This window comes from Pseudonocardia xinjiangensis, from assembly GCF_050948425.1.
GTDB lineage: Bacteria > Actinomycetota > Actinomycetes > Mycobacteriales > Pseudonocardiaceae > Pseudonocardia > Pseudonocardia xinjiangensis.
Map to the genome: position 1 here is coordinate 5124056 of NZ_CP192009.1, position 24706 is coordinate 5148761.

At 68.4% G+C, this 24706-nt stretch carries 26 protein-coding genes and 4 tRNA genes; 15 read left to right on the top strand and 15 right to left on the bottom strand.

The window, feature by feature from the left end; genetic code table 11:
* Positions 1-250 precede the first annotated feature (250 nt).
* The gene (locus ACQPZA_RS24205; RefSeq protein WP_433274035.1) at positions 251-472 is read left to right on the top strand and encodes a hypothetical protein; all 222 of its coding nucleotides are present in this window, start codon (positions 251-253) and stop codon (positions 470-472) included.
* A gap of 56 nt (positions 473-528) precedes the next feature.
* Here the strand turns inward: ACQPZA_RS24205 and ACQPZA_RS24210 are convergent, their stop codons facing one another.
* The 4 genes from ACQPZA_RS24210 to ACQPZA_RS24225 form a co-directional block, all read right to left on the bottom strand.
* Positions 529-1314 (bottom strand): hypothetical protein, encoded by a 786-nt coding sequence (locus ACQPZA_RS24210; RefSeq protein ID WP_433274037.1) that lies wholly within the window; start codon positions 1312-1314, stop codon positions 529-531.
* Between the two features lie 505 nt (positions 1315-1819).
* Positions 1820-3136, bottom strand: coding sequence for an ISL3 family transposase (locus ACQPZA_RS24215; RefSeq protein ID WP_433274039.1), 1317 nt, complete (start codon positions 3134-3136; stop codon positions 1820-1822).
* Between the two features lie 124 nt (positions 3137-3260).
* Positions 3261-3950, bottom strand: coding sequence for an NADPH-dependent FMN reductase (locus ACQPZA_RS24220; RefSeq protein WP_433274041.1), 690 nt, complete (start codon positions 3948-3950; stop codon positions 3261-3263).
* A 30-nt stretch (positions 3951-3980) separates the two neighbouring features.
* Positions 3981-4274: a hypothetical protein gene (locus ACQPZA_RS24225; RefSeq protein WP_433274043.1), complete on the bottom strand. Its 294-nt coding sequence runs from the start codon at positions 4272-4274 to the stop codon at positions 3981-3983.
* Positions 4275-4404: 130 nt separating this feature from the next.
* Here ACQPZA_RS24225 and ACQPZA_RS24230 point away from each other — a divergent pair, with 130 nt between their 5' ends.
* The 4 genes from ACQPZA_RS24230 (at position 4405) to ACQPZA_RS24245 (ending at position 6990) form a co-directional block, all read left to right on the top strand.
* Complete coding sequence (locus ACQPZA_RS24230; RefSeq protein ID WP_433274045.1) at positions 4405-5019, top strand: TetR/AcrR family transcriptional regulator; 615 nt, start codon at positions 4405-4407, stop codon at positions 5017-5019.
* A gap of 277 nt (positions 5020-5296) precedes the next feature.
* On the top strand, positions 5297-5599 hold the full coding sequence (locus ACQPZA_RS24235) for a hypothetical protein (RefSeq protein ID WP_433274047.1): 303 nt from the start codon (positions 5297-5299) through the stop codon (positions 5597-5599).
* Between the two features lie 80 nt (positions 5600-5679).
* Positions 5680-5868: an SHOCT domain-containing protein gene (locus ACQPZA_RS24240; protein WP_433274049.1), complete on the top strand. Its 189-nt coding sequence runs from the start codon at positions 5680-5682 to the stop codon at positions 5866-5868.
* Positions 5869-6279: 411 nt separating this feature from the next.
* Positions 6280-6990, top strand: a complete 711-nt coding sequence (locus ACQPZA_RS24245; RefSeq protein WP_433274051.1) for a TIGR02391 family protein — start codon at positions 6280-6282, stop codon at positions 6988-6990.
* A 1284-nt stretch (positions 6991-8274) separates the two neighbouring features.
* Here the strand turns inward: ACQPZA_RS24245 and ACQPZA_RS24250 are convergent.
* The 6 genes from ACQPZA_RS24250 to ACQPZA_RS24275 all read right to left on the bottom strand — a co-directional run bounded on the left by ACQPZA_RS24250 (position 8275) and on the right by ACQPZA_RS24275 (position 15362).
* Positions 8275-8490 carry a hypothetical protein gene (locus ACQPZA_RS24250; RefSeq protein ID WP_433274053.1) on the bottom strand — a complete coding sequence of 72 codons (216 nt, stop codon included), beginning with the start codon at positions 8488-8490 and terminating at the stop codon, positions 8275-8277.
* 490 nt (positions 8491-8980) lie between these two features.
* Positions 8981-9853, bottom strand: coding sequence for a bifunctional DNA primase/polymerase (locus ACQPZA_RS24255; RefSeq protein ID WP_433274055.1), 873 nt, complete (start codon positions 9851-9853; stop codon positions 8981-8983).
* Positions 9854-10309: 456 nt separating this feature from the next.
* A complete protein-coding gene (gene ssb, locus ACQPZA_RS24260; RefSeq protein ID WP_433274057.1) occupies positions 10310-10732 on the bottom strand; it encodes a single-stranded DNA-binding protein in 423 nt (140 codons plus the stop codon).
* A gap of 443 nt (positions 10733-11175) precedes the next feature.
* Complete coding sequence (locus ACQPZA_RS24265) at positions 11176-11583, bottom strand: hypothetical protein (RefSeq protein WP_433274059.1); 408 nt, start codon at positions 11581-11583, stop codon at positions 11176-11178.
* 715 nt (positions 11584-12298) lie between these two features.
* A complete protein-coding gene (locus ACQPZA_RS24270) occupies positions 12299-14014 on the bottom strand; it encodes a ParB/RepB/Spo0J family partition protein (RefSeq protein WP_433274061.1) in 1716 nt (571 codons plus the stop codon).
* Positions 14015-14339: 325 nt separating this feature from the next.
* Positions 14340-15362, bottom strand: a complete 1023-nt coding sequence (locus tag ACQPZA_RS24275; protein ID WP_433274063.1) for a hypothetical protein — start codon at positions 15360-15362, stop codon at positions 14340-14342.
* Positions 15363-15818: 456 nt separating this feature from the next.
* Here ACQPZA_RS24275 and ACQPZA_RS24280 point away from each other — a divergent pair, with 456 nt between their 5' ends.
* A complete protein-coding gene (locus ACQPZA_RS24280) occupies positions 15819-16046 on the top strand; it encodes a helix-turn-helix domain-containing protein (RefSeq protein WP_433274065.1) in 228 nt (75 codons plus the stop codon).
* Positions 16030-17256, top strand: a complete 1227-nt coding sequence (locus ACQPZA_RS24285) for a tyrosine-type recombinase/integrase (RefSeq protein WP_433274067.1) — start codon at positions 16030-16032, stop codon at positions 17254-17256. The genes ACQPZA_RS24280 and ACQPZA_RS24285 overlap by 17 nt, the downstream gene beginning before the upstream one ends.
* A 26-nt stretch (positions 17257-17282) precedes the next feature.
* On the opposite strand, the gene ACQPZA_RS24290 is transcribed toward ACQPZA_RS24285, so the two are convergent.
* Both ACQPZA_RS24290 and ACQPZA_RS24295 read right to left on the bottom strand, forming a co-directional pair.
* Positions 17283-17354: transfer RNA gene (locus tag ACQPZA_RS24290), tRNA-Val, on the bottom strand.
* A 20-nt stretch (positions 17355-17374) separates the two neighbouring features.
* On the bottom strand, positions 17375-17785 hold the full coding sequence (locus ACQPZA_RS24295; protein ID WP_433282970.1) for a TIGR02611 family protein: 411 nt from the start codon (positions 17783-17785) through the stop codon (positions 17375-17377).
* Between the two features lie 378 nt (positions 17786-18163).
* On the opposite strand from ACQPZA_RS24295, the gene ACQPZA_RS24300 reads away from it, so the two are divergent.
* The 4 genes from ACQPZA_RS24300 to ACQPZA_RS24315 all read left to right on the top strand — a co-directional run bounded on the left by ACQPZA_RS24300 (position 18164) and on the right by ACQPZA_RS24315 (position 18983).
* Positions 18164-18592, top strand: coding sequence for an SsgA family sporulation/cell division regulator (locus ACQPZA_RS24300; RefSeq protein WP_169393742.1), 429 nt, complete (start codon positions 18164-18166; stop codon positions 18590-18592).
* Between the two features lie 105 nt (positions 18593-18697).
* Positions 18698-18770: transfer RNA gene (locus tag ACQPZA_RS24305), tRNA-Gly, on the top strand.
* Between the two features lie 65 nt (positions 18771-18835).
* Positions 18836-18907 (top strand) — tRNA-Cys (locus tag ACQPZA_RS24310).
* Position 18908: 1 nt separating this feature from the next.
* Positions 18909-18983: transfer RNA gene (locus ACQPZA_RS24315), tRNA-Val, on the top strand.
* 98 nt (positions 18984-19081) lie between these two features.
* Here ACQPZA_RS24315 and ACQPZA_RS24320 read toward each other — a convergent pair.
* Positions 19082-19351, bottom strand: a complete 270-nt coding sequence (locus tag ACQPZA_RS24320; protein WP_433274070.1) for a tyrosine-type recombinase/integrase — start codon at positions 19349-19351, stop codon at positions 19082-19084.
* Between the two features lie 627 nt (positions 19352-19978).
* Between ACQPZA_RS24320 and ACQPZA_RS24325 the strand changes: the two genes are divergently transcribed.
* From ACQPZA_RS24325 to ACQPZA_RS24335, 3 genes are all read left to right on the top strand, one after another.
* Positions 19979-20692: a class I SAM-dependent methyltransferase gene (locus tag ACQPZA_RS24325; RefSeq protein ID WP_433274072.1), complete on the top strand. Its 714-nt coding sequence runs from the start codon at positions 19979-19981 to the stop codon at positions 20690-20692.
* Positions 20693-20986: 294 nt separating this feature from the next.
* Positions 20987-21538, top strand: coding sequence for a GrpB family protein (locus ACQPZA_RS24330; RefSeq protein WP_433274074.1), 552 nt, complete (start codon positions 20987-20989; stop codon positions 21536-21538).
* A gap of 57 nt (positions 21539-21595) precedes the next feature.
* Positions 21596-22939, top strand: a complete 1344-nt coding sequence (locus ACQPZA_RS24335) for an IS30 family transposase (RefSeq protein WP_433274076.1) — start codon at positions 21596-21598, stop codon at positions 22937-22939.
* 265 nt (positions 22940-23204) lie between these two features.
* Here ACQPZA_RS24335 and ACQPZA_RS24340 read toward each other — a convergent pair whose 3' ends face one another.
* Together ACQPZA_RS24340 and ACQPZA_RS24345 are read right to left on the bottom strand one after the other, a co-directional pair.
* Complete coding sequence (locus tag ACQPZA_RS24340; RefSeq protein ID WP_433274078.1) at positions 23205-23780, bottom strand: TMEM165/GDT1 family protein; 576 nt, start codon at positions 23778-23780, stop codon at positions 23205-23207.
* 101 nt (positions 23781-23881) lie between these two features.
* Positions 23882-24040: an SDR family oxidoreductase gene (locus ACQPZA_RS24345; RefSeq protein WP_433274080.1), complete on the bottom strand. Its 159-nt coding sequence runs from the start codon at positions 24038-24040 to the stop codon at positions 23882-23884.
* A gap of 445 nt (positions 24041-24485) precedes the next feature.
* Between ACQPZA_RS24345 and ACQPZA_RS24350 the strand changes: the two genes are divergently transcribed.
* Positions 24486-24653 carry a hypothetical protein gene (locus ACQPZA_RS24350; RefSeq protein WP_433274082.1) on the top strand — a complete coding sequence of 56 codons (168 nt, stop codon included), beginning with the start codon at positions 24486-24488 and terminating at the stop codon, positions 24651-24653.
* Positions 24654-24706 lie beyond the last annotated feature (53 nt).

Consider the following 24706-nt stretch of genomic DNA (forward strand, 5'->3'; position numbering starts at 1 on the left):
ACCCCGAGGGCATCGCCTCCACGCTTATCCGGTTTCACGAGGCGTGGCGAGACCGACGAGGCGTTCGCCGCCCGGGTGCACGAGCACCGCCACCGGGCTATGCGCGAGCGCCTGGAGATCGACTGGCGGGCATGACCTTCCGATTACGAAACAGCGGGCCCTCCATGTCATACTGATCGCGTTGCCCAGCCGACGCCGTTGTGAACCCCAGTCACACGGTGCCGCCGCCGAGGACTGCAGAGGATTAGCAGTGCTGAGTAACGTCGTGCCATTGGCACCTCTGGCGATCTTGGTCGCCTATCCCCTCTACGTCTTACTGATGGCCTTGGTGCTGGCTGTCTGCGGGGTCAAGAGGGCAGAGATCGCCAAGTGGGCCCTGAAGCAGGCCGACCGCCAGCGCTTCACCGATCTCGTCCGAGCGGCCCGCGGCCTTTCCGTCCCAGGAGCCGAGCCACCGGACGGCAGCTCGTGACACCCCGGGCGAGATCATGCGCGAGTGGCTGTTGATCGATTGGCGGGCCTGACCTTCTACCGTCTAGTCGCCAGGAGCGGCCGGTCACACGGGATTACGCCTCCCGGAAGAGACACAAAGCGGCGCTCGTCGCTCTCCGGGTCCGGCGTGTTCAGGTCGCTGTCCCAGAACAGTGGATTATTCCAGGTATGGACGAACTCCTCTGTCTGTCGAGAGTTCGCGCGGACGACCCAGATGTGAGCCCTGTCGCCTGGTTTAGCTCCCACCCACACCTCCGGACAGGTCCAAGTCTGGTCGTCCCTAATGACACAGGGCCCCCGCTGAAGGAAAAAGTTGCGGTCCTCGCTGCCATCTTCACTGCCGACGTTACTGGCGAACACCCAGAGCGTCTCGCCTTGCCGCAGGTTTCCCGCCTGCCCGCCCGCGCACTCAACCTCGCCGACGAGCCCCTCTGGACGATCGATGGTGGGCAGCTGGGCAGATGCCTGCTGGATGACGCTAGCGACAGGAGCGGGTACATCCCGCGCGGGAAGCACCTGGCGCCCGAGTGCCAGCGACGTCGCAATGACGCCGATGGCCGCGACAACCGCCAGGCCCGCCTCCACCTTGTTGACTGGCGTCGGGAGGCTGGAGTCGGTGGGGTTCGGCGGCGTCTCCTGAAGGAACGGCTTCACCAAGTAGACGAGGCTGATCAACCCGGCACCGCTCGCCCCCGACACCAGCCAGAAGGCGGGATCCGACGTGGAGGCGGCCTGGAGCAGGGCGGTGAATCCTCCAACGGCCGTGAACAGGTTCACAACGCTGCGTCCAGCAAGTGTGATCCTCGGATACCTGTTCGCCACCGTTGCGCCCCTATCGATCACTGATCGGGTAGAGCAGTAGTCGATCGGCGGCCACGGGTCGTTACGGAGCATAAGCAGCGCGTCCCCCAGCGCCTTCGTCCAGCAGAGTGGTGGTCATGCCGTGAGCGGTGGGTGCAACCGGACGTACGGTAGTGATCGTGTAACCTTGCGAGCGGCTCCCACCCCTGCCAAAACGCTCGCACGGTCACAGCGAGCAGGTAGGGAGAGGTGTGCCTGCGGACTGGCAAGCACTGGCAGTAGGTCCCGTCGGAGCCGCCGCCGTTTACGCGCTCGTCCGGCTGCTCGCGCTGTTGATCGCGCTCCGCGGCGCAGCGCCGGCCGAGAGACCAGAGATCCTGCGCGCGCTCGGGGACTTCTTCCGTTGGCGCCGCCCACCTGACGGCCCCGGCGGACCGAGTCTTCCCGCATGACTACGAGGCCGCGGGCGGCCAGATCGCTTTCGTGACGCGGGAGCACAGATTGATCTTGTAACAAAGGAGGCTCTTCACGAACGAGGGTGTAGTTGCGGCCTGAATCCGCCGGTCTCCAGCAACGATCTGGCGATGTAGTTCGTCAGGTTGCGGAACCCGAGCGCGGATCCACGAAGGTGCTCGAGCCTGCCGTTGATCGCCTCGGTCGGTCCGTTGGACGTTCCGGGCCGATCGAAGTAGGCAAGCACGTCAGTGGCGCGCCTCTTCAGCGTTCGGCTGAGCGTGATGACCTCGACCAGCGCACTCGGCACGCCCTGGCTTACGGATTCGATCAACCTGGTCATCAGCTCGCGTCCCTTCGCCCGATCAGGTTCGCGGTAGGCGGCGATCATCCGCTGGTAGATGCCCCAAGTCGCTTCGACCTCGACATGCTGGTCGGCGGCGAACAGGTCGGCCAGCCGATTCTTCTGCTTGTTGGTGAGCAGGTCGGCGCCGGTGTGCAGTGTCCTGCGCGCCGAGTAGAGCGGGTCGGCCTTCCTGCCGCGGTGCCCATGGATGGCTTGCTGCACGCGACGTCGACACTCGTCGAGGGCCCGACCTGCCAGCCGGACGACGTGGAAAGGATTCATGACAGTGGTCGCGTCGGGAAGTTCCTCGCTGGCGGCGGTCTTGAAGCCGGTGAACCCGTCCATCGCGACGACCTCCACCGCGTCGCGCCACGCGTCAGGGCGGCCGGCAAGCCAGGCCTTGAACGCCTGCTTCGAGCGGCCCTCAATCATGTCCAGCAACCGTGCTGGTCCGGTTCCGTCGCGGATGCCGGTCAGGTCGATGATCACGGTAACGTACTTGTCGCCGAGCTTGGTGTGGCGCCAGACGTGCTCGTCGACGCCGATCGCGGTGACGCCGTCGAGGCCGTCGTCGTCGATGAGGACGCGCTTGCCTTCGGCCAGGACGGCATCGTTGGCGGTGTTCCAGGCGACCCCGAGCCCTTCGGCGACCCGGGCGACGGTGAGGTGCTGGACCACGATGCCTTCCAATGCCCAGCGCAGTCCGCGGCGCGACAGTTTCGCCCGCGGCGCAGCAGCATGGCCGGTGTCTTGGCGCCACACGTGTCCGCAACTGGTGCAGCGGTAGCGGCGAATCGTGACGAGCAGAGTCGTGGGCCGCCAACCGAGGGGCTCGTGCGCCAGTTGCCTGGTGACGGTGTCGCGGGGTACGCCTTCGCAGCCACAGCGGCGGCACCACTGATCGGCATCGAGAACCCGGCAGGCGAGCACGGCACGGTCGGGTTCGAGTCGCTGTCCGGTCACGACGAGGCCGAGCTCATCGAGCCGGCAGAACTTGGTCAGGTCAGGGCAAGCGAAGCCCGCGTCAGGGCTAGCGTCAGGCACGTCGAGGTCTTCCAGATGGCTGGCGTAGGAACCTCGATCATCGGGAGACCTCGACCCCTACTTCGTCTCAAGCCCGCAACGCTCGACTGTTGGCTGGTCGGCACAGGCGGGAAGCGGGCCGCTCTTACGGCGTTGGCTCCGCCGGGGCTGCTGGCCGGAGTGAAAAAGCTTGTGTCACCAGTTCGTCGAGCATGGTGGTGATGTTCTTCTCCTGCGGGTCGCTCGGGGTGAACTGAGTGTAGTCCTGGAAGTCTTCGGCGAAGGTGAGCGCGGCGGTGGGGTGCACGCCGGTGACATTGAGGTCGCTCACGATCCGACGCAGGTCGTCGACGGCGCGGGTTCCTCCTTGGATTCCATAGCCGACGAACCCTGCGACCTTGTCGTTCCATTCCGCGTAGAGGAAGTCGATGGCGTTCTTGAGCACGCCGGGGATCGAGCCGTTGTATTCCGGGGTGACAAACACGTAGGCGTCGAACGACTTGATCCTCTGGGCCCAGGCGTGGGTGTGGGCGTGTGTGTATTGGCCGCCGCGGGGCGGCATGGGTTCGTCGAGGTGGGGTAGGGCGTGGTCGGCGATATCCACGACTTCGAAAGTCGCGTCATCGCGTCGGGCGGCGATGTTGAGGACCCACCGGGCGACGGCGTCGGCCTTGCGGCCCGGGCGTGTGCTGCCGACGATGATTGCCACTCGCGGCTCGGTCAGGTCTGCCGAGTGGGTGGTTGCTAGGTCAGGCTGCGATTTCATGGTCATCTCTCTGAGGTCGTGCTGGATATAGGCCGCCGATGCGGGCGAACAGGCCGTCGCGGGCGGCATCGGGGCCGCAATGGGAGTGATTCGACATGATCAGTGGAAGCGGTATGCGCCGATTTCGTGCAGCACGGTCGTGACGGGCGGCTCGTCACACACCTGGTCGAGGCTCGTCCGGTAACGCTGGAACGCTTTGAGCTGCTGGAGCATCTCCGGGCCATCTTGCAGTTCCACGAAAGACACGAGGGTGACCTTGTCTTCGAGTTGGAAGGTCGCGTAGCGCAACCCGTCCGGCTGAACGGACGCCAGCTCGTCGTAGACGGCGCCGAGCAACTCCAGCACGTGCTCAACCTCGTCAGGTTTGATCTTGCATCGGGTCATCACGTGCACGGTCCGCTCCTCACACCGATTGCCTGTCGGCCGGGCGCTGCCTCGTTCAAGCAGGTACGCGCCCGCCAGTTTCACATGACAGTCTGTATTTTGGAAGACCATCTGTCAAGCGAATGCTAGGATGGCTGTCATGGCCACCCGCAAGTACGAGCAGCGCCTGCGCGCAGAAACGGCGGAGGAGACCCGCCGACGCATCCTGGACGCGGTGTACGCACGACTGCGCGAGGCGCCCGCAGAACCGGTCAGCGTCGACCGCATCGCCAAGCTGGCCCGCGTCGCACGCCCCACCGTCTACCTGGTCTTCGGTTCCCGCGCGGGACTGTTTGACGCCGTGGGAGCGGATCTGCTGCAGCGCGGAGGGTTCGAACGCATACTCCATGCGTCAGCCGATCCGGACGCCCGCGAGGGCCTGCGCGGCGCGATCCGCGGCGTCGTCGAGATGTACGCGGCACACCGCGACGTCCTGCGGGTCCTGTCCTCGATGGCGCTGCTGGACGCCGCCGCAGTCGGCGGAGCGATCCAACGGCTCGAACACGGTCGGGCCTCCGGCATGGCCCACCTCGCGCGACGCCTCGCCGACCAGGGGGCGCTGCGCCCAGACGTCACGGCCGACCACGCCACGGACATACTCTGGCTGCTGACCAGTTTCGACAGCTTCGACCTGCTACACACCGGCCGCGAGATGCCCGCCGACAAGGTCGCGACGACGCTGATCACGACCGCCAAGCACAGCCTGCTGCAGTAAGCACGCCCAGTTTCGGTATCCAACAGGCCACATCGGACGGATGACTGCGCGGCTCCGCGCTCGAGTTCGCGATCTCACTAACTTATCGCCAGATCCCTACTCGAGACCGGCGGGTTCAGACGTCAACTACACCCTGGATTCTGAAGAGCCACAAAAGATTCCCCCAGACGACCTTGTCGTGACCGAGCCACCGCCGAGGGGATCTTCCGACATGTTCCGGATGAACGAGGAGTAGAAGGCCGCTCGAGAGCAGCACCGTGCAGAGCGCGAGGCTGCGATGCTCGCACGGAAGAAGCACCGTGAGGACCTGAAGGCCTACGTTAAGGAGCACAAGCGGGAGAGGATCACGCACTTCAACGACGTACATCTCTTCCCTGGCCGGATCATCAGACTCCCCGGCTTCGCGAGTATGAGCTCGATGATCAACTTTGCGGCCGAACCCGAGATGTTCCCGGTCGCGGGCGTGAGCGCCTCCGTGGAGAACACTGGCGGGATCAGCGGCCGGTCGACCCTGACGCGGACAGCAGGCCGGGGGCGCACGGCTGGCAGAAGAAGGTCGACACGCGCGAGTCCTGGCTGATGATCACGGGATCTTGCTTCCAATAGCCCATTTTGGTTCAGCCGAGCTTGTCCGCACTTGCCCGGCAGTCTGCCGCCAAGGTGACTGGCGTCGGTGCCGCCGCTGCCGCTGCACCCCCGGCCGCACCGGGACCACGTCCCATCCCGCCAAGCGCGCTGGACGAGCTTCGGAAGCTCGCCGAGCTGCGTGACGCCGGAACCGTGACACAGCAGGAGTTCGAGGCGGCGAAGGCGCGGCTGCTGGGCGGCCTCACGTCGCCTCAAACCTGAGCATGTGAACGGCAGCCAGGTCCTTCCCCGACCTGGCCACCGGCCGTGATGTTATCGCAGATCGAACAGACGTTCTAAGTGGGGTCAGTCCATAAACGAGCCATCCCGCCGGCGGGAGTGCCGCGGGAGGGCGTGCTTGCACTGCGGGCAGCGCTTCCTCCACATGGTGAACATCCACCCGTATCAGGTCCACATCATCAGGACCATCAACTTGAACACCGCGGAGCGAGTGCAAGCGGAGCAGTTGTGATCACGTTCGAACACAGCTTCCGCTGATGAACGTACGCGTGGGGAGTTCTCGTGCCCTTCGGCGACGCTTCGAGTCCATTCGGCGATGGCACTGCGTGTCCAAGTGACTGCTCAGCCACGATGGTGTCGCTCCCACCGAACGACACGAACCAGGACGGACTCTTGATCCTCTTCGCCGACAAGGTCGCGCGCATTCGGCAGACTCCCGACGGTGAGGAGCGCAACGAGTTCGAGGCCCACGTCATCAGCGAGGAAAAGATTACGCTGCGGCCGAACAGCGACGTCGATACGGACGACCTCATCGAGTGGGTCACCCCGTTGGGCCGTAAGAAACTGCTCCGGGTGACGAAGGTGGTGTTCCACAACTCCCCTCATCGTGGCATCGGCAACAAGGGCCACCTCGACCACACGGAGGTGTACCTCACGCGGGCCGACGCGCCGCGCCCTGTACAGCCCATCCGCCAGGTGAAGATCGAGGGCATGCACCCGGCGATCTCCGAGACGGCCGGCCGGCTGTTCGCGGACGGTCACCGCGCGAAGGCAGTGTTTGAGGCGTTCCGCGCTGTCGAGAGCAGGGTGCAGGCTCTGAGTTCGGTTGATCAGTCGGGGAAGAAGCTCATGAGCATGGTCTTCGGTGGCCTGCCGAAGCTCGACGTTACGACCCGGACCGGGCAGAACGCCCAGGACGAGCGCGAGGGCTTCAACCAGCTGTTCATGGGCGCGGTGCAGGGGATCAGGAACCCGCGCGGCCACGGCGAGTCGATCGACGACACGCCCGAGGAGGCGATCGAGTACCTGTCCGTGGCCAGCATGCTGATGCGCCGGCTGGACCTTGCCGAGAAGCGGCTGGCAGACCAGGTCGAGTCCGCCTGAGCGGTCCGGCTCGTCTAGGTCGAACAGGTCCGCCTGGCCGCGCTTCGAGATGCGGCTGGGAACCGGCTCTCCAGCCGCTTGCGAGCCTGCCGGACCGCCCTGAGCGTGAGCGGCGGACCAGGCAGGCGATCCAGGGCCTCCTCCAGCGTGACCAGACTCCGGCGGTCCGAGTCCGCGCGGTCTAGGTCTGTATCAGCTGGGACATGTACCAGACGTTTCCGCACGTCAGCGGGGTGTGTACCCTCTATCGGTACCAGCTGGGACAGTCGGCGCGGTGTCCTGGTCCTGGTCCGCTCCTCGTGGTCCGGCCGGTCCGGGTCCAGCTGGTCCAGACCGGGATGGTCTGCGGTATGCTGGTCCGTGGTCCGGTCCAGGATCCCCGCCTTGGCCCAGACCGGACCGGGCGCGGCCGCAGACCAGACCAGGTCCGAGGCCTCCTGGTCTGTCATGTCGTAATGGAGGGGGCGAGCCAGGGGTCGTTCCAGTCACCCGCGAGATGCTCGAGGTCTATACAAAGCTCTTTCAGACCCCAGGCACCGATGAGCTCAGCCTTTTCGACGAACCACCTCCCGAACGGCGCCCGCCTGGGGGACGGTGTGCCTGACGCTCTGGTGCCCGACGAGCGGCGCGGTCGTCCGCTTTGGCGCAGACGCTTGGAAGTTAAGCAGTCCAGGACGGAGCGCCGGGGCGCTCGGCTGTCTGCTCGCCGCGCGGACCGCAACCACCTGCGTGATCGGCCGTTGCGGAACCGGCTGAGCAGACCGTCCATGATCGCCGTGAAGTGTGGGGGTCGACGCGCTAGCGGTCGAGCTTCTCGGGCTTGAGCAGTGTCGCGACCTCTCGACGGCTCGGTGACGCGCTGCGGCCGCGCACGCGGGCGTGGTCACGGCTGGGTCGACAGTGCGGCCCGGCTATCGCGGCGGGTACACACCGGCCCGGCTCGAAGGTAAACGCGCCCAGCGCATCGCATCGGAACGCCCCCGTTCCGGCTCCGCCCCTACCGGGACAAGAAGCATCGCTTCTTGTATATCTCGCTGCTCTCGACCACAGACCTGCCCATCCGTCTCCGCGGTCGAAAGCCGTTGACCCGACTCAAGATCTTTCGGGCCGCGCCGACACCTGGCCCTGGAACACCACTACTGCTGGCAAGTGAACGCGCCAGCGACCACGCCCCCCCGGCCAGCAGCGATGCGCTTCCAAGGAGCTCTGCCAGCAGGGCTCGGGACAGACAGCATGTCGCGAGCGCGGGTCCCGCCGGAGGTGGTGGCGGGACCCGCAGCCGTCTCAGGTCGGGTGGAGTTCGGTAGCGAGCTGTGCGAGTTCCTGGAGGGTGTGCTGCAGGAGTGTGGCCAGTGACGCGACGGCGTCCAGGGCGAGTGTGGGTTCGCCGCAGAGGGCGGCGACCTGGATGTCGTTGCGTGCCTGGCAGACCTGGGCTTCGAGGGCGGTGAGGCGGGTCGCGCGGGTGTCGGACTCGGTGATTTCGTGGGTGGTGGTCATGAGGGCCTCCGGTGCTCGGCGTTTGGGGGAACGCGGCACTGCCTCAGTGCGCTGGGGTGGGGGTCCCGTAGGGACGGCGGGGGTTCTGGCTCGCCCATCCCGGTGTGATCGCCGACCTCAACCGCCGGCCGACGTCGAGGCGTGCGGGCGATCTCGGCGGGATGGGTGGGCCAGGTTCATCGCCGCTCGCCCCCGCCCCAGTGTGCTGACCTCCGGGCGATTCACCTGAGCTGAGCACCGGAGGCCCGACCCGTCACACGACCGCCACCCACACCGATACCCGGCCACCTTCCGCGTGCACCGACCACGAAATGGCCACGCGGCACTCGAGGCCGACCACGGCGCGACCACACCATCTCCACCGGCCCGGCGACCTGGGTGGCCCCCTGGGGAGCCCAGCAACCGAGCACTGGAGTGGCAGGGGCAGGACTGCTGGACTCCCGAACTTCTTGGCCCGGGCGCCGGAACGGACCGATTCTCGGTCCTTGGCTCAGTTGGTCAAGTTCGCCGGATCAGGCCGGTTGGGGATGTTCTCGATCGCGCGTGGGAGTCGGGCGCCGTAGGTGAGGCCGTCGGTGATGTCGCGCTCGACGTGTGCGGCGGTGTAGCCCGCGACCCCGACGAAATGCCCGGCGGCCTCGCTCAGCGTCGCTCGTGCCTCGATCTCGGCCAGGGCGCCGCCGCCTACCCAGTGCCCGAGGCGGCGCGCTGCCCGCAGCAGCGTGCTGTGCCGCTCCCCCACACCGGCCGCCGTGACGGCGGCGACCTCTCCGCTGACGACGGCCCGCAGGTACGCCACGGCGCGGCTGCCAGACACCAGCGTCGACGTGCCGGCAGCGGGGAGCTGTGGCTGTGGGGACAGGGCGGCAACGAGCCAATCGGGAAGGGGCGCGATCGGGTACCGGCGGACCACGCGATAGGAGCCCTCCCGGCAGACGGACCCCGAACCAAGGACATAACCGCCGTGACCGCGGGTATCCACACACCACCCGAGGCCACGGCCAGCGCTGCCTTGGGTGTTACGCAGCTCGACTCCCGCGGGCTGCCGGAAGTACCAGTGCGTCCCGCCCGCTGGCGTGGCCACGACCAGGGTCTGCGGTGGCCAGGGCTCGCCGGCTCCGGCTGCGAGCCGGGCCACTACGTCGAACCCGCCACGGGCGCCGGGCGACTCGGGTGGTGGTTTGCCGTGTGCGAGGTCGAGGTCGAGGTCGAGGACGAGCAGGCCGCTCTTTCCGGTGGCGATGCCGATGTTGTAGGGCCGCTGACTCCACCAGGAACTGATCTGCTCGCGATCGCGGGTAGCGGCAGCCTCCCAGTCCTTCACCGCGGGGGAGCTTGCTGCGCGGATGCACCGGGAACACATACCGGCCCGCCTCGGCCCCCGCTTCGGCGACGCGACCCAACCGCGTACCCGTCGTCGTCGCCTGCCCGGATCCGGGTTGTGGGCCGGTGCGGGAGTCGGGCGTGGTGGTCATCAGGCTGGGCTCCGGGTCTCGGGTTAACGGCGAACGACCGCCGCGGCTGGGACGTGTGTCGCACAGCGAGCTCCCATTGCTGGTCTGCCTCGTGTCTGCTCGCGTCGGCACGCCGGAAACTGCCCGGGGTTCCGGGCCCGCGATCCGCGAGGAGTTGGAGGCCAGGCCCGGTCGGGCGTGCGTCGCGGGCCGGGTTCTCGGGCACCGTGTCGGGTCGACGCGAGACCACGAGCTGACCACGCTGCACGCGACCTGATCCGGCCCCGCCCCGTCGCGGGCAGACGCTCGATATGCCGAGCGCGGTCGGCGGCCCGGACCGGGTGGCCCGGGCCGCTGGCCGCGGGTCAGGCGGCGGTGTCCTCGGTGGTCGACCCGGGCAGCGGCTCAGGAGCGGGGCCGGCGTCGGTGTCGGGTCGCTTGTTGCGGGTGATCTCGGCGGTGGCGTAGCGGAGGCTGGCGGCGATCTCGGCGGCCTCGAGCTTCACCCCGCGGCGACGCTCACCGTCTTTGAGGTAGGAGTCGTCGGCGAGCTGGCCGGTGATGGTGACGGTCGCGCCCTTGGTCAGGCTGGCGGCGGCGTTCTCGGCGAGCTGGTTGAACGCGACGATCCGGTGGAAGACCGGGGGCAGGTTCGTGTAGCCGCCGCTGCGGCGGTCATACCGGCTGCGGTTGACCGCGACGGTGAGGGTCAGGACCGGCACGCCGCCGGCGGAGTAGCGCAGTTCGGGGTTGGCGGTGAGGTTGCCGTGGATGGTGATCTCGTTCATGTCGGGCTCCTGGGCTCGGTGTCAGTGGGTGACGCGGCCCTGCCTCAGCACGGTGTGGTGGGGTCCCCGAAGGGGACGGCGGGGGTTCCGGTTCGCTCATCCCGGTGTGATCGCCCACTGATCGGCAGGCGGCGTCACGACCGCGCGCGATCTCACCGGGATGGGCCGGTCCGGGTTCATCGGCGCTCGCCCCACTGACACTGTGCTGACCTTCGGGCGTCATCAACAGACACCCCGCGCCGAGAAACGACAGCACGTGCGATCACCAGCTCGGCACAGTCTGCTCCGGCCCAGCACAGCGCGTGTCCGCGCCCGCCGGTAGTCGATCCCGCAGCAACTCGATCAGGGGCAAGACTTTGGAGTCGCTGCTCCGCGGGCCGCAGGCCACGCGGGCGCGGGGATGTATGCGGCGCGGGCCCACGGCAGCCCGCGCCGACGGTAGGTCAGGGGTTCAACCAGCGATCGACGATGGCAGCCTGCATCGGCACCGATGGCGTCTGGTTGCGGTCCTCGCTGGACAGGTCTTGCCCGTTGATGCAGATACGCCAGCCGTCATCACCGGTCCGGCGCCAGTCGCTGAAGCTGCGGGTCGTCACGAGCAGGAAACTGCCGTCGCTCCCGGCGAGCGCGGTGACGACAGTGAGCCATCCGCGACGGCGTGCGACCTCGTGGTAGTGCAGGCCCAGCGGGACCGCGCCGGTGTGGCGGCAGATCTCGACGAGCAGCCCGCGCGCGGCGTTGTGCGCGCCGAGCATGCCCACACTGCCCCGCAGCGGGATGTTCGCCCGGACGTGGTCGGGCAGTATCCAGCTGCGGGAGTTGTCGTAGGCCTCGATCTGATTCCTGCCCATTACCAGCGCCTCCCGTCAGGCGCGTCCGTTGCGGGCTCGATGAGCACGCTGGTGAGATCTGCGTCGAGCGCAGCCGTGCGGGTGCCGCGGTCGGGGAACTCGCACCGGAGACAGCTGACGAAGTCGGTGGATCGACGGGTGTGCGGCATGCGGGCCTCCGGGGCTCGGCGTCGGGATGACGCGGCCCGGCCTCAGCACGCCGGAGCGGGCCCGCAGGGACGGCGGCTTCCGGCTCGCCCATGCGGGCGAGATCGCAAAGTCCTCCCGTCGGGCGGCCGGGGACTTTCAGCGATCTCACCGGCATGGTGTGGGCCGGGTTCGTCGGTGCTGGCCCGCCCGGTGTGCTGCCATCGCAGCGGCACCCGACGCCGGACACCGAGCGGCCGGTGCAGTGCTCGTCATCAGCCGGGCCTGCGTGAGGTTCCCGACCTGCAGGCAACTTCCTGAGCTGGAACCCCGACCTTGAGGCCGCATCCGACGACCGCCAGGATGGCTGGTCACTGCGCCGGGACTGCGCCGAGCGCGCCTCGCCGCTCTACTCGTGAGAGCGAAAGCCGGCGTGTGGGAGCTGGTCCCGCAGGCTCCGGGCCTCGGCCTTCCCCGCATTGCCTGCCGAGTTCTGTCAAGGTGCGAGCATTCCCTCACCCTGAACGTTCCAGCGGGTATGGCGCTCGTGGTCGGTGAGGCCGTGGATGACCTCACCGACCACCCGTGATCAGGCCACGTCAGCGCTCTCCTCTTCACCGCCCTGGCCGGCCGCGTCCTTATCGGCCTCGCCATCGAGGTCCGGCTCAGCGGCTTCACTGATCACCTGCGGGTCCGCGTCCTCGGCCCCGTTCTGGACGTCGGGTTCCGCCGTCGCGACATCTGCGTCGCCGCCGTCCTGGATCTCGCCGCCGGCGGCATCGGTGGTCTCTTCGTCAACGGTGGCGGTGTCCGAGTTCAGCGCCAGCTGCTCGACCGGAGACAGCGGATAGCCCCAGCCCTGCAGCGCAGTGAAGTAGGCGCGCGTTTCCCCGCTGGGGTTGCGCCAGCTGTGCCGTCCGGTGCCCTGCTCGACGGCACCGAGCAGGACCGCCAGGGCCAGCATCGTTGCTCGCGCCGACGACGCCGTTTCGGCCGCGACCGCGATGGGGTTGGGTGAGCCGAAGCCTGCAGCCGAATCCATGCCGAGTAGCTCGCGGGCGGTGCAGTGGCCGGACTCCATCGCCTTGCGCACGTCGTGGCTGCCGCGGCCCAGGGTGGCGGCGATGAACCGGATGGCGTCCTTCGGGGCCGTCTTGCGGGCCAGGAACGTCGTGCGTAACCAGTCCCGCCGGACCGTGGTCGCAGAGTCCCAGTCCTTGTTGTTGGCGATGACCCGGCGGCGTTCAGCCTTCACGGCCTCACTCATCGGGCCAGGCTGCCGGGTGCCCGACTCGCCGGCGGTGCCCGAGCTGTCCCACCGTGGGATATGCCCGTTCCCGTCCGGGTCCGTGCAGACAAACGCGGTCGTGACCGTGGCCTCCTGCGTCCCCCAGGCGCGGCGCAGCTCGACAAGGGCAGCGTGTCCCGGGCAGCCCTGGTGAGCATCGAAGGTCAGCTCGGTTCCGCTGGGATCCCCCGCGCTGGGCCGCAGCCCGGAGAGGTGAACCGCCTGGTCGGTCCGCTCGCTGACGACCCGGACACCGGCGGCGGTCAGTTCGGCGACCCGCTCGGCGACCAGGCGTTTCTCCTCACGCAGGTCTCGCAGCCGCTGCGCGACGTGGTCGAACTGGGCCGGATCACTCTGTGCCGTGACGGTCAGCGCCTTGACCGCCTCGACCCCGTGTTCGGTGCCGTCGTCGAACTCGGCGATCACCGCGACACGGTCCAACGGGATGTCGTAGCGGGCCAGGACCGCGGCAGCGAGCTCGCTGCGCGCGACCGACGTGGTGACCTTGACCCGCTTCACCGGCGTGTGCGTCCGGCGGGCGATCTGCCCGGCCGTCAACCCCAGGTCCAGCAGCTGCTGATGGGCCGCCACCTCCTCGGCCTCCGAGTTGCCGGACCGGTGCAGGTTCTCCTCGAGCTGGTCCACGATCCGCTCGATCTGCCCAGCACCGTCCTCCTCAGCCGGATCGACCTCCGGTTCGACCAGCACCCGCACCAGCGCCTGGCCGGCCTCGATCGCAGCCAAGGTGCGGCGCTTGCCCTTCCGCACCACCAACGCCCCGTCGCCGGGACGCCGGCGGACCTGGATCGGTTCCCGGACACCCCGGTCACGGATCGACCGCACAAACTCCCGGTCGAGGACGACCGCGCCGCGGACGTTCGCGCCGATGATCAGCTGACGTGGGTCGACCTGCAGCAGCTCCCCGAGCGGAGCAGCCGGGGCCATCTCGTTGCCGTCGTGCTCGGCGCTGATGTCGGCGTTCGCCTCGTGCTGGTCGTGCTGGTGATCGTCGGTCATGGACGGGCTCCTTCGTGGTGGCCGCGTGCCCTGCGGGTGCGGCGTCGGTGGTCCCGGTGTGGGACGCACCCGCCTGGCAGCGACCGCCCGGTCGGCCGGGGGTTCCGGCTGGCCTGACCGGCGTGGACCAGCACTCGACAACGCGCATACGACCGGCCAGGTCAAATTGCCGGTTCACCCGGCGCAGGCCGGCCAGGGTTCATCGGCCACCAGACCGGGCGGCGCTGCCACACTGCGTCGGCCCACCCGCCAGGACCACCGACCCGACACCACGGGACGCAGCCACTGCCGAATCAGCCGCAGCACCGCGCGAGATAGCTCAGCGCTACGCAGACGAGGATCGGGACACGGGTGGAGCGATGGGCACGTCGCTCGGCCACAGGTCCCGTCGAATGCGGATGAACCTGGGCGGGTGGCGCCACCGATGATCCTCGAACGCCGTGTCGACATCGAGCTCCACGACCGTCGTCGGCTCGACCCTGACGTAGGTCACCGATTCGCTGGGGCGCTGTCCGAACCGGCCCGAGGGAATGGTCAGGGGCCACGGATGCTCGGCACCGGCCGCGGTCAGAACCGGGGCGATGTCGTCGCGGGCAGCGCGGGACAATGGGCTCGTGCGGCCAGCGATCCATAGTCGCCCACGATGATCAGGCCGGCCGACGATGAGCGCCTCAGGCTGTACCAGCGTGCCCAGGACGCCGCCGACGACGGCTTCCGCGGTGAAGCGGGTGCGGACCTTGCGCCACATCCTGCCGCCCGCGCGATAGGGGTGGTCCAGCCGCTTCGCCACGACGCCCTCGATGCCGGCGTCGGAGTGGTTGAGCAGCCACGCCCGCGCGACGGCCGGCTCGGTCGACATCGGCATGAGGACCAGACCATGCGGGAGCCGGCGGGTGAGGAGCTCCTCGAGCAGTGCCCGACGGACGCTGTAGAGCCTCGAACGGACGTCCTTGCCGTCGAGGGCGAGGACGTCGAACACCACGTAGGACGCCGGCATGGTGAGGGACAGTTCCCGGGCGCGGGAGTCAGCGGGATGCAGCCGCCCTTGCAGCGCGGTGAAGTCCATCCGGCCCTCGTGCCAGAGGACCAGTTCACCATCCAGCACCACGTCGACGTCCAACTCGCTGACGGCAGAGACGATCTCGGGAAAGTACCGGCCGAGCGGGCGCTGTTGGCGCGACTGCAGAGCGACCCGATTCATGCCACCGTGGGCGATGCACCGGAAACCGTCCATTTTCGGTTCCACAGCCCAACCGCCCGGGTGGCTCATGGGAAGCCGCAGCGCCGGCACCGCGATCATCGAGCGCACCGGATACTCGACGCCCGCTATGCCCACCCCCTCGCTCACTCGGGGACAGTAAGCAGGTCACGGTGGGTTCGAGCTGCCGGACCGGCTGTGGTCGCGGCGGTAGCAGACCGGTTGCTTGAGGCAGTCCTTACGAACCCGCGAGACGAGGTCGCGCTTCGGGTATCAGGTCCCTCAGCTGTCCGGTGTCGCACCGTGGCTGATGTGTGGCTTGATCAAGTGCGCAGTCATCGGGATGAGCCGAAGGGCGTCCGGCGCAGCCACAGACTGACCACATCGCAAGGCACCCCCGCCCATCTGGAGCCACCACCCCGGCCACAGTCACCGCAACCCTCGGCTCCATCGGCATTGACGGGAGGAGACTGGGGTGCAGGTAAAGCGATGGACCGTCCGGCGCCATGGGAGCCGCGACGCCAGGGCAGCCATTCCTCGACAAGGAGCGTCTGCCGGGAGGTCGAGGACGAAAAGCTACGCGCTTGCTATCCCGGGCAGTTCGTGATGAGTGGACCTGACGATGCGATATCCCCTCGCCTGCGGCTGTACCGGATCCCGGAGGCCATGGAGCTGCTCTCGTTAAGCCGCACGGTCATCTACGAGCAGATCCGTGCTGGACGACTGCGGTCAGTCACCCAAGGCCGCACTCGGCTCATCCCCGCCGATGCGATGGCCGAGTACGTGACGCTGCTGATCAACGAATCCGGACACCACCGTGACGGCCCGGCGTAGCCGCGGCGACGGGGGCCTGCACTGGGATGAGACCCGGCAGCGCTGGATCGCCAGCGTGACCGTTGGCTACACCCCATCTGGCAAGCGGATCGTGAAGCGGGGCAGCGGCCGCACCAAGACCGAGGCACGAAACAAGCTCAAGGAACTGGTCCGCGACCACGACGACGGCCTCGCGGCGTCCCAGCACGGCTACACCGTCGCCGACGCCGTCAACGACTGGCTCGACTACGGCCTTTCCGCCCGGGATCAGAACACGGTGGCCACCAGGCGCAGCCTGGCCAACCAGCACGTCATCCCCGCCCTCGGCGCGCGGAAGCTCCGTGATCTGTCCGCCGAGGATGTCGACGTCTGGCTCGCCGACAAGTCCAAGACTCTCAGCACCCGCACCCTGCAAGACATCAAGTCCATCGTCCGCCGAGCCATCACCCGGGCACAGGCCCGCGACAAGATCAAGCGCAACGTCGTCCTGCTCTGCGAAACACCTACCGGGCAAGTAGGCCGACCTTCTAAGGCCCTCACCCTGCCCCAAGCTCAGGCTCTCGTCGAGCACGCCACCGACTCGACGATGGGCGCCTACGTGCTGCTGTCCCTACTCACCGGCGCCCGCACCGAAGAACTACGCGCCCTGACCTGGAGCCACGTCAACCTCGACGGCGCACCCACAGCACACCCTCCGGTCCTGCCCCACATGATGGTGTGGCGATCCGTCCGAACCGGCGGCGACACCAAGACGCGCACCTCCCGACGCACCCTCGCCCTCCCCCAACGCTGCATTGACGCACTGCGCGAACACCGCACCCGACAGACCGCCATCCGCACGCTCGCCAAAGGCCACTGGACCGACCACGACCTCGTCTTCGCCTCCGAGGCCGGCACCCCACTGGACCCAGCGAACGTCCGACGCGGCTTCCGACGCATCGCCGCGGCCGCCGGGCTCAACGCCAAGGACTGGACGCCACGCGAGCTGCGCCACAGCTTCGTGTCCCTACTGTCCGACGAGGGCGTGCCGATCGAGCACATCGCCCGCCTGGTCGGACACGCCGGCGGCTCGGCTGTCACCGAGACCGTCTACCGCAAGCAGCTCCGGCCCGTAATCGACGACGGCGCCACCGTCATGAACCGCGTCTTTCCCGCCCGCGCCCGTAGTCACTCAGTTGGTCACTCACCCCGGCCGCAGACAGCAGAACGGCCCGGTCCCGAGCTTCGCTAAAAGCTCCTGACCAGGCCGTTCGGCAGTGGGCGATACTGGGATCGAACCAGTGACCTCTTCGGTGTGAACGAAGCGCTCTCCCCCTGAGCTAATCGCCCTTGCCGTCGTAGACCTTACCTCACCCGAACAACGGGCTCTGCAACCAGGTCCACCTCTCGAGCCCCACCCAGCCGGCGACCAGGTAGAGGGCGTTGAGGAGGTAGAGGGTGGCCAGGACGATGAGGCCGGTGGCGGCCAGCACGGCGATCCGCACGACGAGGATCTGCCGGCCGAGCCAGTCGGTCCAGGCGTCGTACTTGCCGCGGGCGTAGTGCAGGACGCGCTGGGCCCAGCTGAACTCCGTGGCGAGGATGGCGAGGCCACCGAACACGATGAGCCAGCCCGGGCCGGGGTACGGGATGGCGATGATGCCGGCGACGAGCACCAGCCCGCCGAGGATCGCCACGCCGACGCGGTATGTGCGCCGCAGTGTGGGCTTCTCCTCGAGCCGGGCCCGGAAGCCGGGTCGCTGCTCGTCGTCCTCGCTCAGCTGTCCACCGCCTCTGTTCTGTCAGGCGGCTACGCCGTCCGCCTCGGCCCGGAGCCTACTGGGTGGCCACCTCAAGCGGACGGCCGCGACGGCCACGGCGCACATAAAGAAGAGGACAAGGTGGGGGCAGGACGTAACTGGCCGGTAACTACGCGTTGTCGCTGGTAGCTGCCGACAGGCGGCCGTTCGGGGAGAACCGCGTCCGCGGACCGCCGCTACACAGCACCCCACGTGCAGGTGAGCCTGGAGTAATTAGCCCAGTCGGGTGACTCTGGCCAGGCAACTGCAGGGAGTTCGTGGCTCTACCCGTCACATCTTCGCGGCACGGTCGTTTTTCCTGATGACGAACCACGCGGGACAGTGAAAGAGGGACGCAGGATGCGCGACGAGCCCACGGTCATCAGCTCACCGGCGGTGTTCGAACTGATCGCCCCGGACGCCCCTGCGGTGCCCGTCAATGTCGATCTGACGTACAGCAGCCGTGACCCCTACGCCGTGCAGGCGTCGTTCCGGACCGGCAACGGCACCGCCGTTGACTGGGTTTTCGCCCGGGACCTCCTGCACGACGGCCTGATCGCACCGGCCGGCACCGGTGACGTGAGGGTGCAGCCCATGCCGCTCGACCCGCACCGGGTACAGCTGGAGCTCTCCTCACCGTCGGGCCACGCGGTCTTCACGACGTGCGCGCAGACGCTCGGCGACTTCCTACACCGCACCTATCTGGCGGTACCGGCCGACACCGAGTACTCCTGGTTGGACTTCGACGTTGCGCTGTCGGACCTGCTGAACGACCCCGCGCGGGACTAAAACTGCAGGTCGGAGCTCCTTTGCGCAGAACACGGGGGGTGGTTTGAAGCCCCCACAGCGACTGCGCTAAGGTTCTCCCATCAACGCAGCGGACACGCTGCACAGGCGGACGTAGCGCAGCTGGTAGCGCATCACCTTGCCAAGGTGAGGGTCGCGGGTTCGAATCCCGTCGTCCGCTCGGAGGAACCACGGGTCCCGTCGGACCTCCATGGATCGAACTCCACGGATCGCTCCGAGGAATTCGGCGGAGTGGCCGAGTGGCTTAGGCAAGGGCCTGCAAAGCCCTGTACGCGGGTTCGATTCCCGCCTCCGCCTCGGGCGATTAGCTCAGTGGGAGAGCGCTTCCTTGACACGGAAGAGGTCACTGGTTCAATCCCAGTATCGCCCACCACTCCCATGAAGGCCCCCTGACCAGCACGGACAGGGGGTCTTCGTCATGTCCGGGGTCGCTCGACCCGGCGCCGTAGGCCCGAAATGGCACCACCCGCGTCACCCGGGCACCAGAACGCCCGCCGCGCCGTCGTCCGGGTCCTCGTCGTCGAGCGCGCGTTGGACTCGCGACGGGTCGTCGGTCCGCCGCGTGTAGAGGTCCAGGGTCGTGGACGAGCGTTCGCGCCCGAGCACCCGTCGGACCATGTTCACCGGCACCCCGTCATCCACGAGCCATGTCGCGTACGAGTGGCGGAGGTCGTGGAAGCGGAGTCCGCCGGCCTGGTTGCAGGCAACGTGGTTCACCGCCGCCGCTTCCGTGCCGAACATCGCCGATCCGGTGAGGCCGGCCGCGTCGGTCGCACTCCGCGTGGAACTTGTCGCCGTCCGGCTCGACGAGCCCGAGCAGCCCTGCCCGCACGAGCGCGGGCCTCCACACGCGGGTGCGGAACAGCGTTCGCCGGTACGCCCCGCCCACCTGATTGGCGAAGATCAGCCCGGCCTCCCCACGCGGATAGCGCGCCATGTGCTCGCGCAGCAGACTGACGAGCCAGGCCGGCAGTGGAACCGTGCATCGGCCCGCGGTCGTCTTGGGGAACGGCTTGAACGAGGTGTGCCCGGCGACCTCGATCACCGTCCGGATCACCCGCAGCCGAGCGGTGTCGAGATTGAGTGCGTCAGCGCACAGACTCACTGCCTCGCCCCACCGCAGGCCCGCTCTCTCCCGCCGATCGCCACGAGCGCGCGGTACCGTTGCGGAACCACCGGCAGGAGCGACGACCGGAAGACGGCCCGGTCAATGATCTGCTCGTCGCTGTCCTGCGTCCGCGTGTCGGGATACGGACACCCTTGCAGCGTTCGGGACGAAGAGGTCCGCGCGCCGGGCACCGCGGGCTGCAGCGATGTGCGCCCCAGTTAGAACCGGGGGCCTCCACCGCATCCGTAGACTCCAGCGCAATGACCGATACCTGGGACACCATTGCCGACTGGTACGCCGATCACGTCGATCGAGGGTCCGCGATGCACCAGTTCGCCCGCGCCGTGCTGCTTGATGTCTTGCCCATGGACATGAGCGGGCAGCGAGTGCTCGACGTGGGTTGCGGCGAAGGCCTGATCACACGCGCGGCCGCGAGCCGGGGTGCGGAAGTGGTGGGGGTGGATCCGACGGTCCGCCTCATCGAACGGGCTCGGGCGATCGAAGCGACGGGCGCCACCGGCGCGACGTATCGCGTGGACGACGGATGCAGTCTGGCCACCGTCGCCAACGACTGGGCGGACTGGGTGATCGCTGGCCTTTCGCTCAACAACGTCCCCGATCTCAATGCCGCCATCGCCTCGATTCGCCGCGCATTAGTTCCCGGGGGTCAACTAGCCTTCACCGTGCCGCATCCGTGCTTCGAGGCTCCTCACGCGCGCTGGGTCGGGGTCGAGCGAGTGATCGGAAGCTACTCCACCGAGGGATTCTGGCGCTCCGCCAATCCACGGGGCGTGCGCCGTGCCGGCAACCACCACCGGATGATTTCGCACTACCTCAACGCCCTCATCGCTCATGGCTTCATCCTGACCATGGTCGCCGAGCCGTCTGCTGACCCCCTCGTCATCGCCGAGCAATCCCAGCGAGCCGCACTCCCGCCTTTCCTCGTCGTACGAGCCAGCCGGTCGCCGGGCTGACGTCGTCATCGACCAGGGCCTGGTGCGGCATCCCGTCGACCTCCCTGAGGGCTACCGCGCTGCGCCAGGTCGGCGGGATACAACACTGACCTGCGGTGGTGAGGTGCGCGCCGGGGTCGGGCCGTTCGTCAGGACGTCCACCGGCAGCACCAACGACGAGAACCACCGCCGAGCGTTCGCGTAGCTCACAGGAGGTCTCGCCGGGCACTCCCGTCCACCACATCGAAACAGACAAGAGGGACGGTGAAGCGGGCGACTCAGCCCGCGCGGCAATGATGCGCCATGCTTGATCACGTGCGTGAGGAGACCGAGCTGATCGGCGGCCAGGAGAAGCGCGATATCACCGTCGTCCCGTATGACCCGATCTGGCCGGAGAAGTTTGCCTCTGAGCGTGAGCGGATCATGGGCGCGTTGGGCGCTACTGCTCAACGTGTCGACCACATCGGTTCTACTTCTGTGCCCGGATTGGACGCCAAGCCGATCATTGACGTGGATCTCAGCGTCGCGGATGCCGACGATGAGGCATCGTACCTCCCGGCTTTGGAGCGGGTGGGCTATCACCTGCGGGTCCGTCAACCGGGCCACCGCATGGTGCGTACCTCCGATCTCAACGTGCATGTACATGTCTGTGCGGGAGGTAGCGAGTGGGAGCGTCGCCACTTGTTATTCCGCGACTGGCTCCGCCACGACCCAACCGATCGGCAGGCGTACGCCAAGCTTAAGCGCGAGCTGGCCGAGCGCGACTGGCCGGACATGAACGCCTACGCGGACGCAAAAGGCGCCTTGATCACCAAGATCACTGCCCGCGCCGAGGAGTGGGCGCGGGCCGTAAACTGGTTACCTTAGCGCCAGCGGAGGGGGCGGATTCTGGGGGTCGTCGCAACACCCTTCTGACTAGGGGTGATGGCGGTGACAGGTCGGCCGAGGGTGTCGAGGGTGCGGGTGTGGGCCTTCTGGCGGGCGTGGAAGGCAGGTGCGCCGCTCGCGGCGGCGGTGGCTTGTGCCGGCGTGTCGGAGACGACCGGCCGGCACTGGGTCACCCAGGCTGGCGGGGTGATCCCTGATCTTGACGAGCCGTCGGGACGGCACCTGTCGCTCGCCGAGCGTGAGGAGATCGCGGTCGGGGTGGCGGCCGGGCTGAGCAATGCCGAGATCGCTCGCCGATTGGGCCGGCACCGGTCCACGATCGGTCGTGAGCTCACGCGCAATCAGATGATGTGGGGTGACCGACCGGCCCGGGCCCGGCCCGCGCGGGAGCGCGCGGCCCGCGCCCGCGCCCGCGCCGGGCACGACCCGCAACCAGGCCGGCCGGGACAGTCGCCAACCCCAGGCCTCGCGGCGGGCCCGGGACCCGCCCGGCGCAGGAATCTGTGTTATCGGGCGTGGGTGGCCCAGACCAAGGCCGAGCAGCGGGCCCGACGACCGAAACCGACCAAGCTGGCCGACAACCCCGCACTGGCCGCCCGGGTGCAGGCTGAGCTGACCGCCCGGTGGAGCCCGGAACAGATCGCCTCCAGGTTGCGCCAGGACTTCCCCGACCAGCCGGAGCTGTGGGTGTCCCACGAGACCATCTACCAGGAACTCTACGTGCAGGGACGCGGCCAGCTGCGCCGTGAGCTGACCCGCTGCCTGCGCACCGGCCGAGCACTACGCCGGCCCCACCGCCGCGCTGATCAGCGACGCGAACGAGCCCGGATCACCGACATGCTGATGATCTCCGAACGGCCCGCCGAGGCCGAGGATCGAGCGGTGCCCGGACACTGGGAAGGTGATCTGATCATCGGCAAGGACGGTGGCTCGGCCATCGGCACCCTGGTCGAACGATCCACCCGGTTCGTCATGCTGCTCCACCTGCCCGACACTCACGGCGCCCCACAGGTCCGCGACGCGATGATCACCAGCATGCACAGCCTGCCCGCGGCGCTGCGCCGATCGCTGACCTGGGACCAAGGCATCGAACTCAGCCGCCACGGCGAGATCACCATCGCCCTGGACATGCCGATCTACTTCTGCGACCCCCACAGCCCCTGGCAACGCGGCAGCAACGAGAACACCAACGGGCTGCTGCGCCAGTACTTCCCCAAGGGCACCGACCTCTCACGCCACACCGCCGTCGAGCTCGACCTCGCCGCCGCCGAGATCAACGCCCGACCCCGCAAGACACTCGGCTGGGACACCCCCGCCGAAGCACTCGCCCGGATACTCTCCCCACCCGCAACCACTACCGGTGTTGCGAGAACCCCCTGAACCCAAGGGGCCGGAGGCACCAGAAAGGCACTACCGCACCCGGCACCCGTCCGCACGCGTCGACACAGACCAACACACCGACCAGTAGGAACATCCCAGCTGGCTACCGGGCAGACCGGGGCATCCCGAATTGGCATGGAAGAGGTCACTGGTTCAATCCCAGTATCGCCCACCACGCCCATGAAGGCCCCCTGACCAGCACGGACAGGGGGCCTTCGTCATGCCTCGGGTTGTTTCAGCACGTTGGTCGAGCGCAGGAGCGGTGCTAGCCGAGGATCGCGCTGATCGCGCTGATCGCGGCGAGGACCACCAGGATGGCTGCCGCCACCCGGGTCACCCAGCGCACCGGCACAAGGCCGCGCAGGCGGGCGCCCCCGTAGACCGCGAGCGCGGATACGGCCCACAACGCCAAGACGGCGCCGACGCCCACGGCGAGCGGATCGTCGTATCGCGCGGCAAGCGTGACGATGACGATCTGCGTCGGGTCGGCGAACTCGGAGAGCATGGTGACCCCGAAGCTCGTCGCTATCACACTCCAGCGCGTCCTCGGCGTCTCCTTGACGGTCAGCTCGTCGTCATCGTCGTCCTCGCGGAGAAGCAGCACCGCGCCGACGAGGAACGTGACGGCCACGATGGCTTCGAGTGGCCGGTCCGGCAGCAGCGCCACGAGGCTCCCCGCGGCGATCGCGAGCCCGACGTGCAGAGCCATGGCGGCGCTGACTCCCAGGAGCACCCACCGGGCCGGGAAGCGGGTGCCGAGGACGAGCGTCGCCAAGGCGCTGGTGTCCGCCAACTCCGCGAGGGCGACGATCCCGAAGGTGATAGCAGCGGCGACGCCCACGGGGAGATGATGCTCTCCGCCGAGGTTCAGCCGGTAAGCGGTACGGGAGCTCCTGCAGGATCCGACCATGCTCGTCACGGCCCCGCCCAGGTGAACCGGGCTCACACCACCGGGAGGATCCCGCCGTCGACCCGGAACTCGGCGCCGGTCAGCCACCTGGCGCGGTCCGAGGCCAGGAAGGCGATCATCTCCGCGACGTCCTCGGGGTCGCCGGGGCGGCCCATCGGCACGTCCAGGTGGTCCACGATCTGTTGCTTCACGTCCTCCACGCCGACGCCTGCTGCTCGGCCATGCCCTGCAGATGCTGCAGCGCGCCCCCGGTGACCACGAAGCCCGGCAGGACGCGCACCACCCGCACACCGTGCCTACCGACCTCGGTCGCCGGCTCACGGCTGTAGGCGCTGAGCGCCGCCTCGCCGCCGCGTACGAGGCCTCGGCCCGCTGCGGCAGCCGGCTCGCGATCGACGACACGTGCCCGACCACACCCGAGTCGCGCTCGACCATCCCCGGGACCAGGACCCGGTCGAGCCGGACGGCCGCGAGCAGGTTCATGTCCAGGTCCGCGAGCCACGACTCGTCGGAACGCCTCAGGGTCGGCGCCGGCACGCTCGCTGCGGCCGCGGCGAGGCGACGGACGGTCGCCTACCCAGGCCGCGGCCGCCCCGGTGCCCCGTCACGTCCAGTGCGCGGCGCAACCGGGAAGCGTTGCTGACCGCGGCGCGGGAGGCGTCGTCACCGGTCGTCGACGACGCCCGGGCACAGATGGCCCACGCCCTCGACCGACTCCTCGCGGCCGGAGCGGCGGCCGGCGCCACGCGGATCACGGCGATCCTTTTCGACGGGCTCCGCTACGGCGCTCGAGGTGCCGGCTGAGTCGACTCCCCCAGCGCCGGACTCGGCATCGCCCGTCGCGGAGCGGCGGCTTG

Coding starts and splice junctions, on each gene's coding strand:
- ACQPZA_RS24220 (WP_433274041.1), bottom strand. CDS start 3,950: ATGCCGCCCGCGACGGCCTGTTCGCCCGCATCGGCGGCCTATATCCAG.
- ACQPZA_RS24320 (WP_433274070.1), bottom strand. CDS start 19,351: ATGTTCGGCACGGAAGCGGCGGCGGTGAACCACGTTGCCTGCAACCAG.
- ACQPZA_RS24235 (WP_433274047.1), top strand. CDS start 5,297: ATGCTCGCACGGAAGAAGCACCGTGAGGACCTGAAGGCCTACGTTAAG.
- ACQPZA_RS24255 (WP_433274055.1), bottom strand. CDS start 9,853: ATGTGTTCCCGGTGCATCCGCGCAGCAAGCTCCCCCGCGGTGAAGGAC.
- ACQPZA_RS24300 (WP_169393742.1), top strand. CDS start 18,164: ATGCGCGACGAGCCCACGGTCATCAGCTCACCGGCGGTGTTCGAACTG.
- ACQPZA_RS24325 (WP_433274072.1), top strand. CDS start 19,979: ATGACCGATACCTGGGACACCATTGCCGACTGGTACGCCGATCACGTC.
- ACQPZA_RS24335 (WP_433274076.1), top strand. CDS start 21,596: ATGGCGGTGACAGGTCGGCCGAGGGTGTCGAGGGTGCGGGTGTGGGCC.
- ACQPZA_RS24280 (WP_433274065.1), top strand. CDS start 15,819: ATGAGTGGACCTGACGATGCGATATCCCCTCGCCTGCGGCTGTACCGG.
- ACQPZA_RS24270 (WP_433274061.1), bottom strand. CDS start 14,014: ATGACCGACGATCACCAGCACGACCAGCACGAGGCGAACGCCGACATC.
- ACQPZA_RS24265 (WP_433274059.1), bottom strand. CDS start 11,583: ATGGGCAGGAATCAGATCGAGGCCTACGACAACTCCCGCAGCTGGATA.
- ACQPZA_RS24250 (WP_433274053.1), bottom strand. CDS start 8,490: ATGACCACCACCCACGAAATCACCGAGTCCGACACCCGCGCGACCCGC.
- ssb (WP_433274057.1), bottom strand. CDS start 10,732: ATGAACGAGATCACCATCCACGGCAACCTCACCGCCAACCCCGAACTG.
- ACQPZA_RS24230 (WP_433274045.1), top strand. CDS start 4,405: ATGGCCACCCGCAAGTACGAGCAGCGCCTGCGCGCAGAAACGGCGGAG.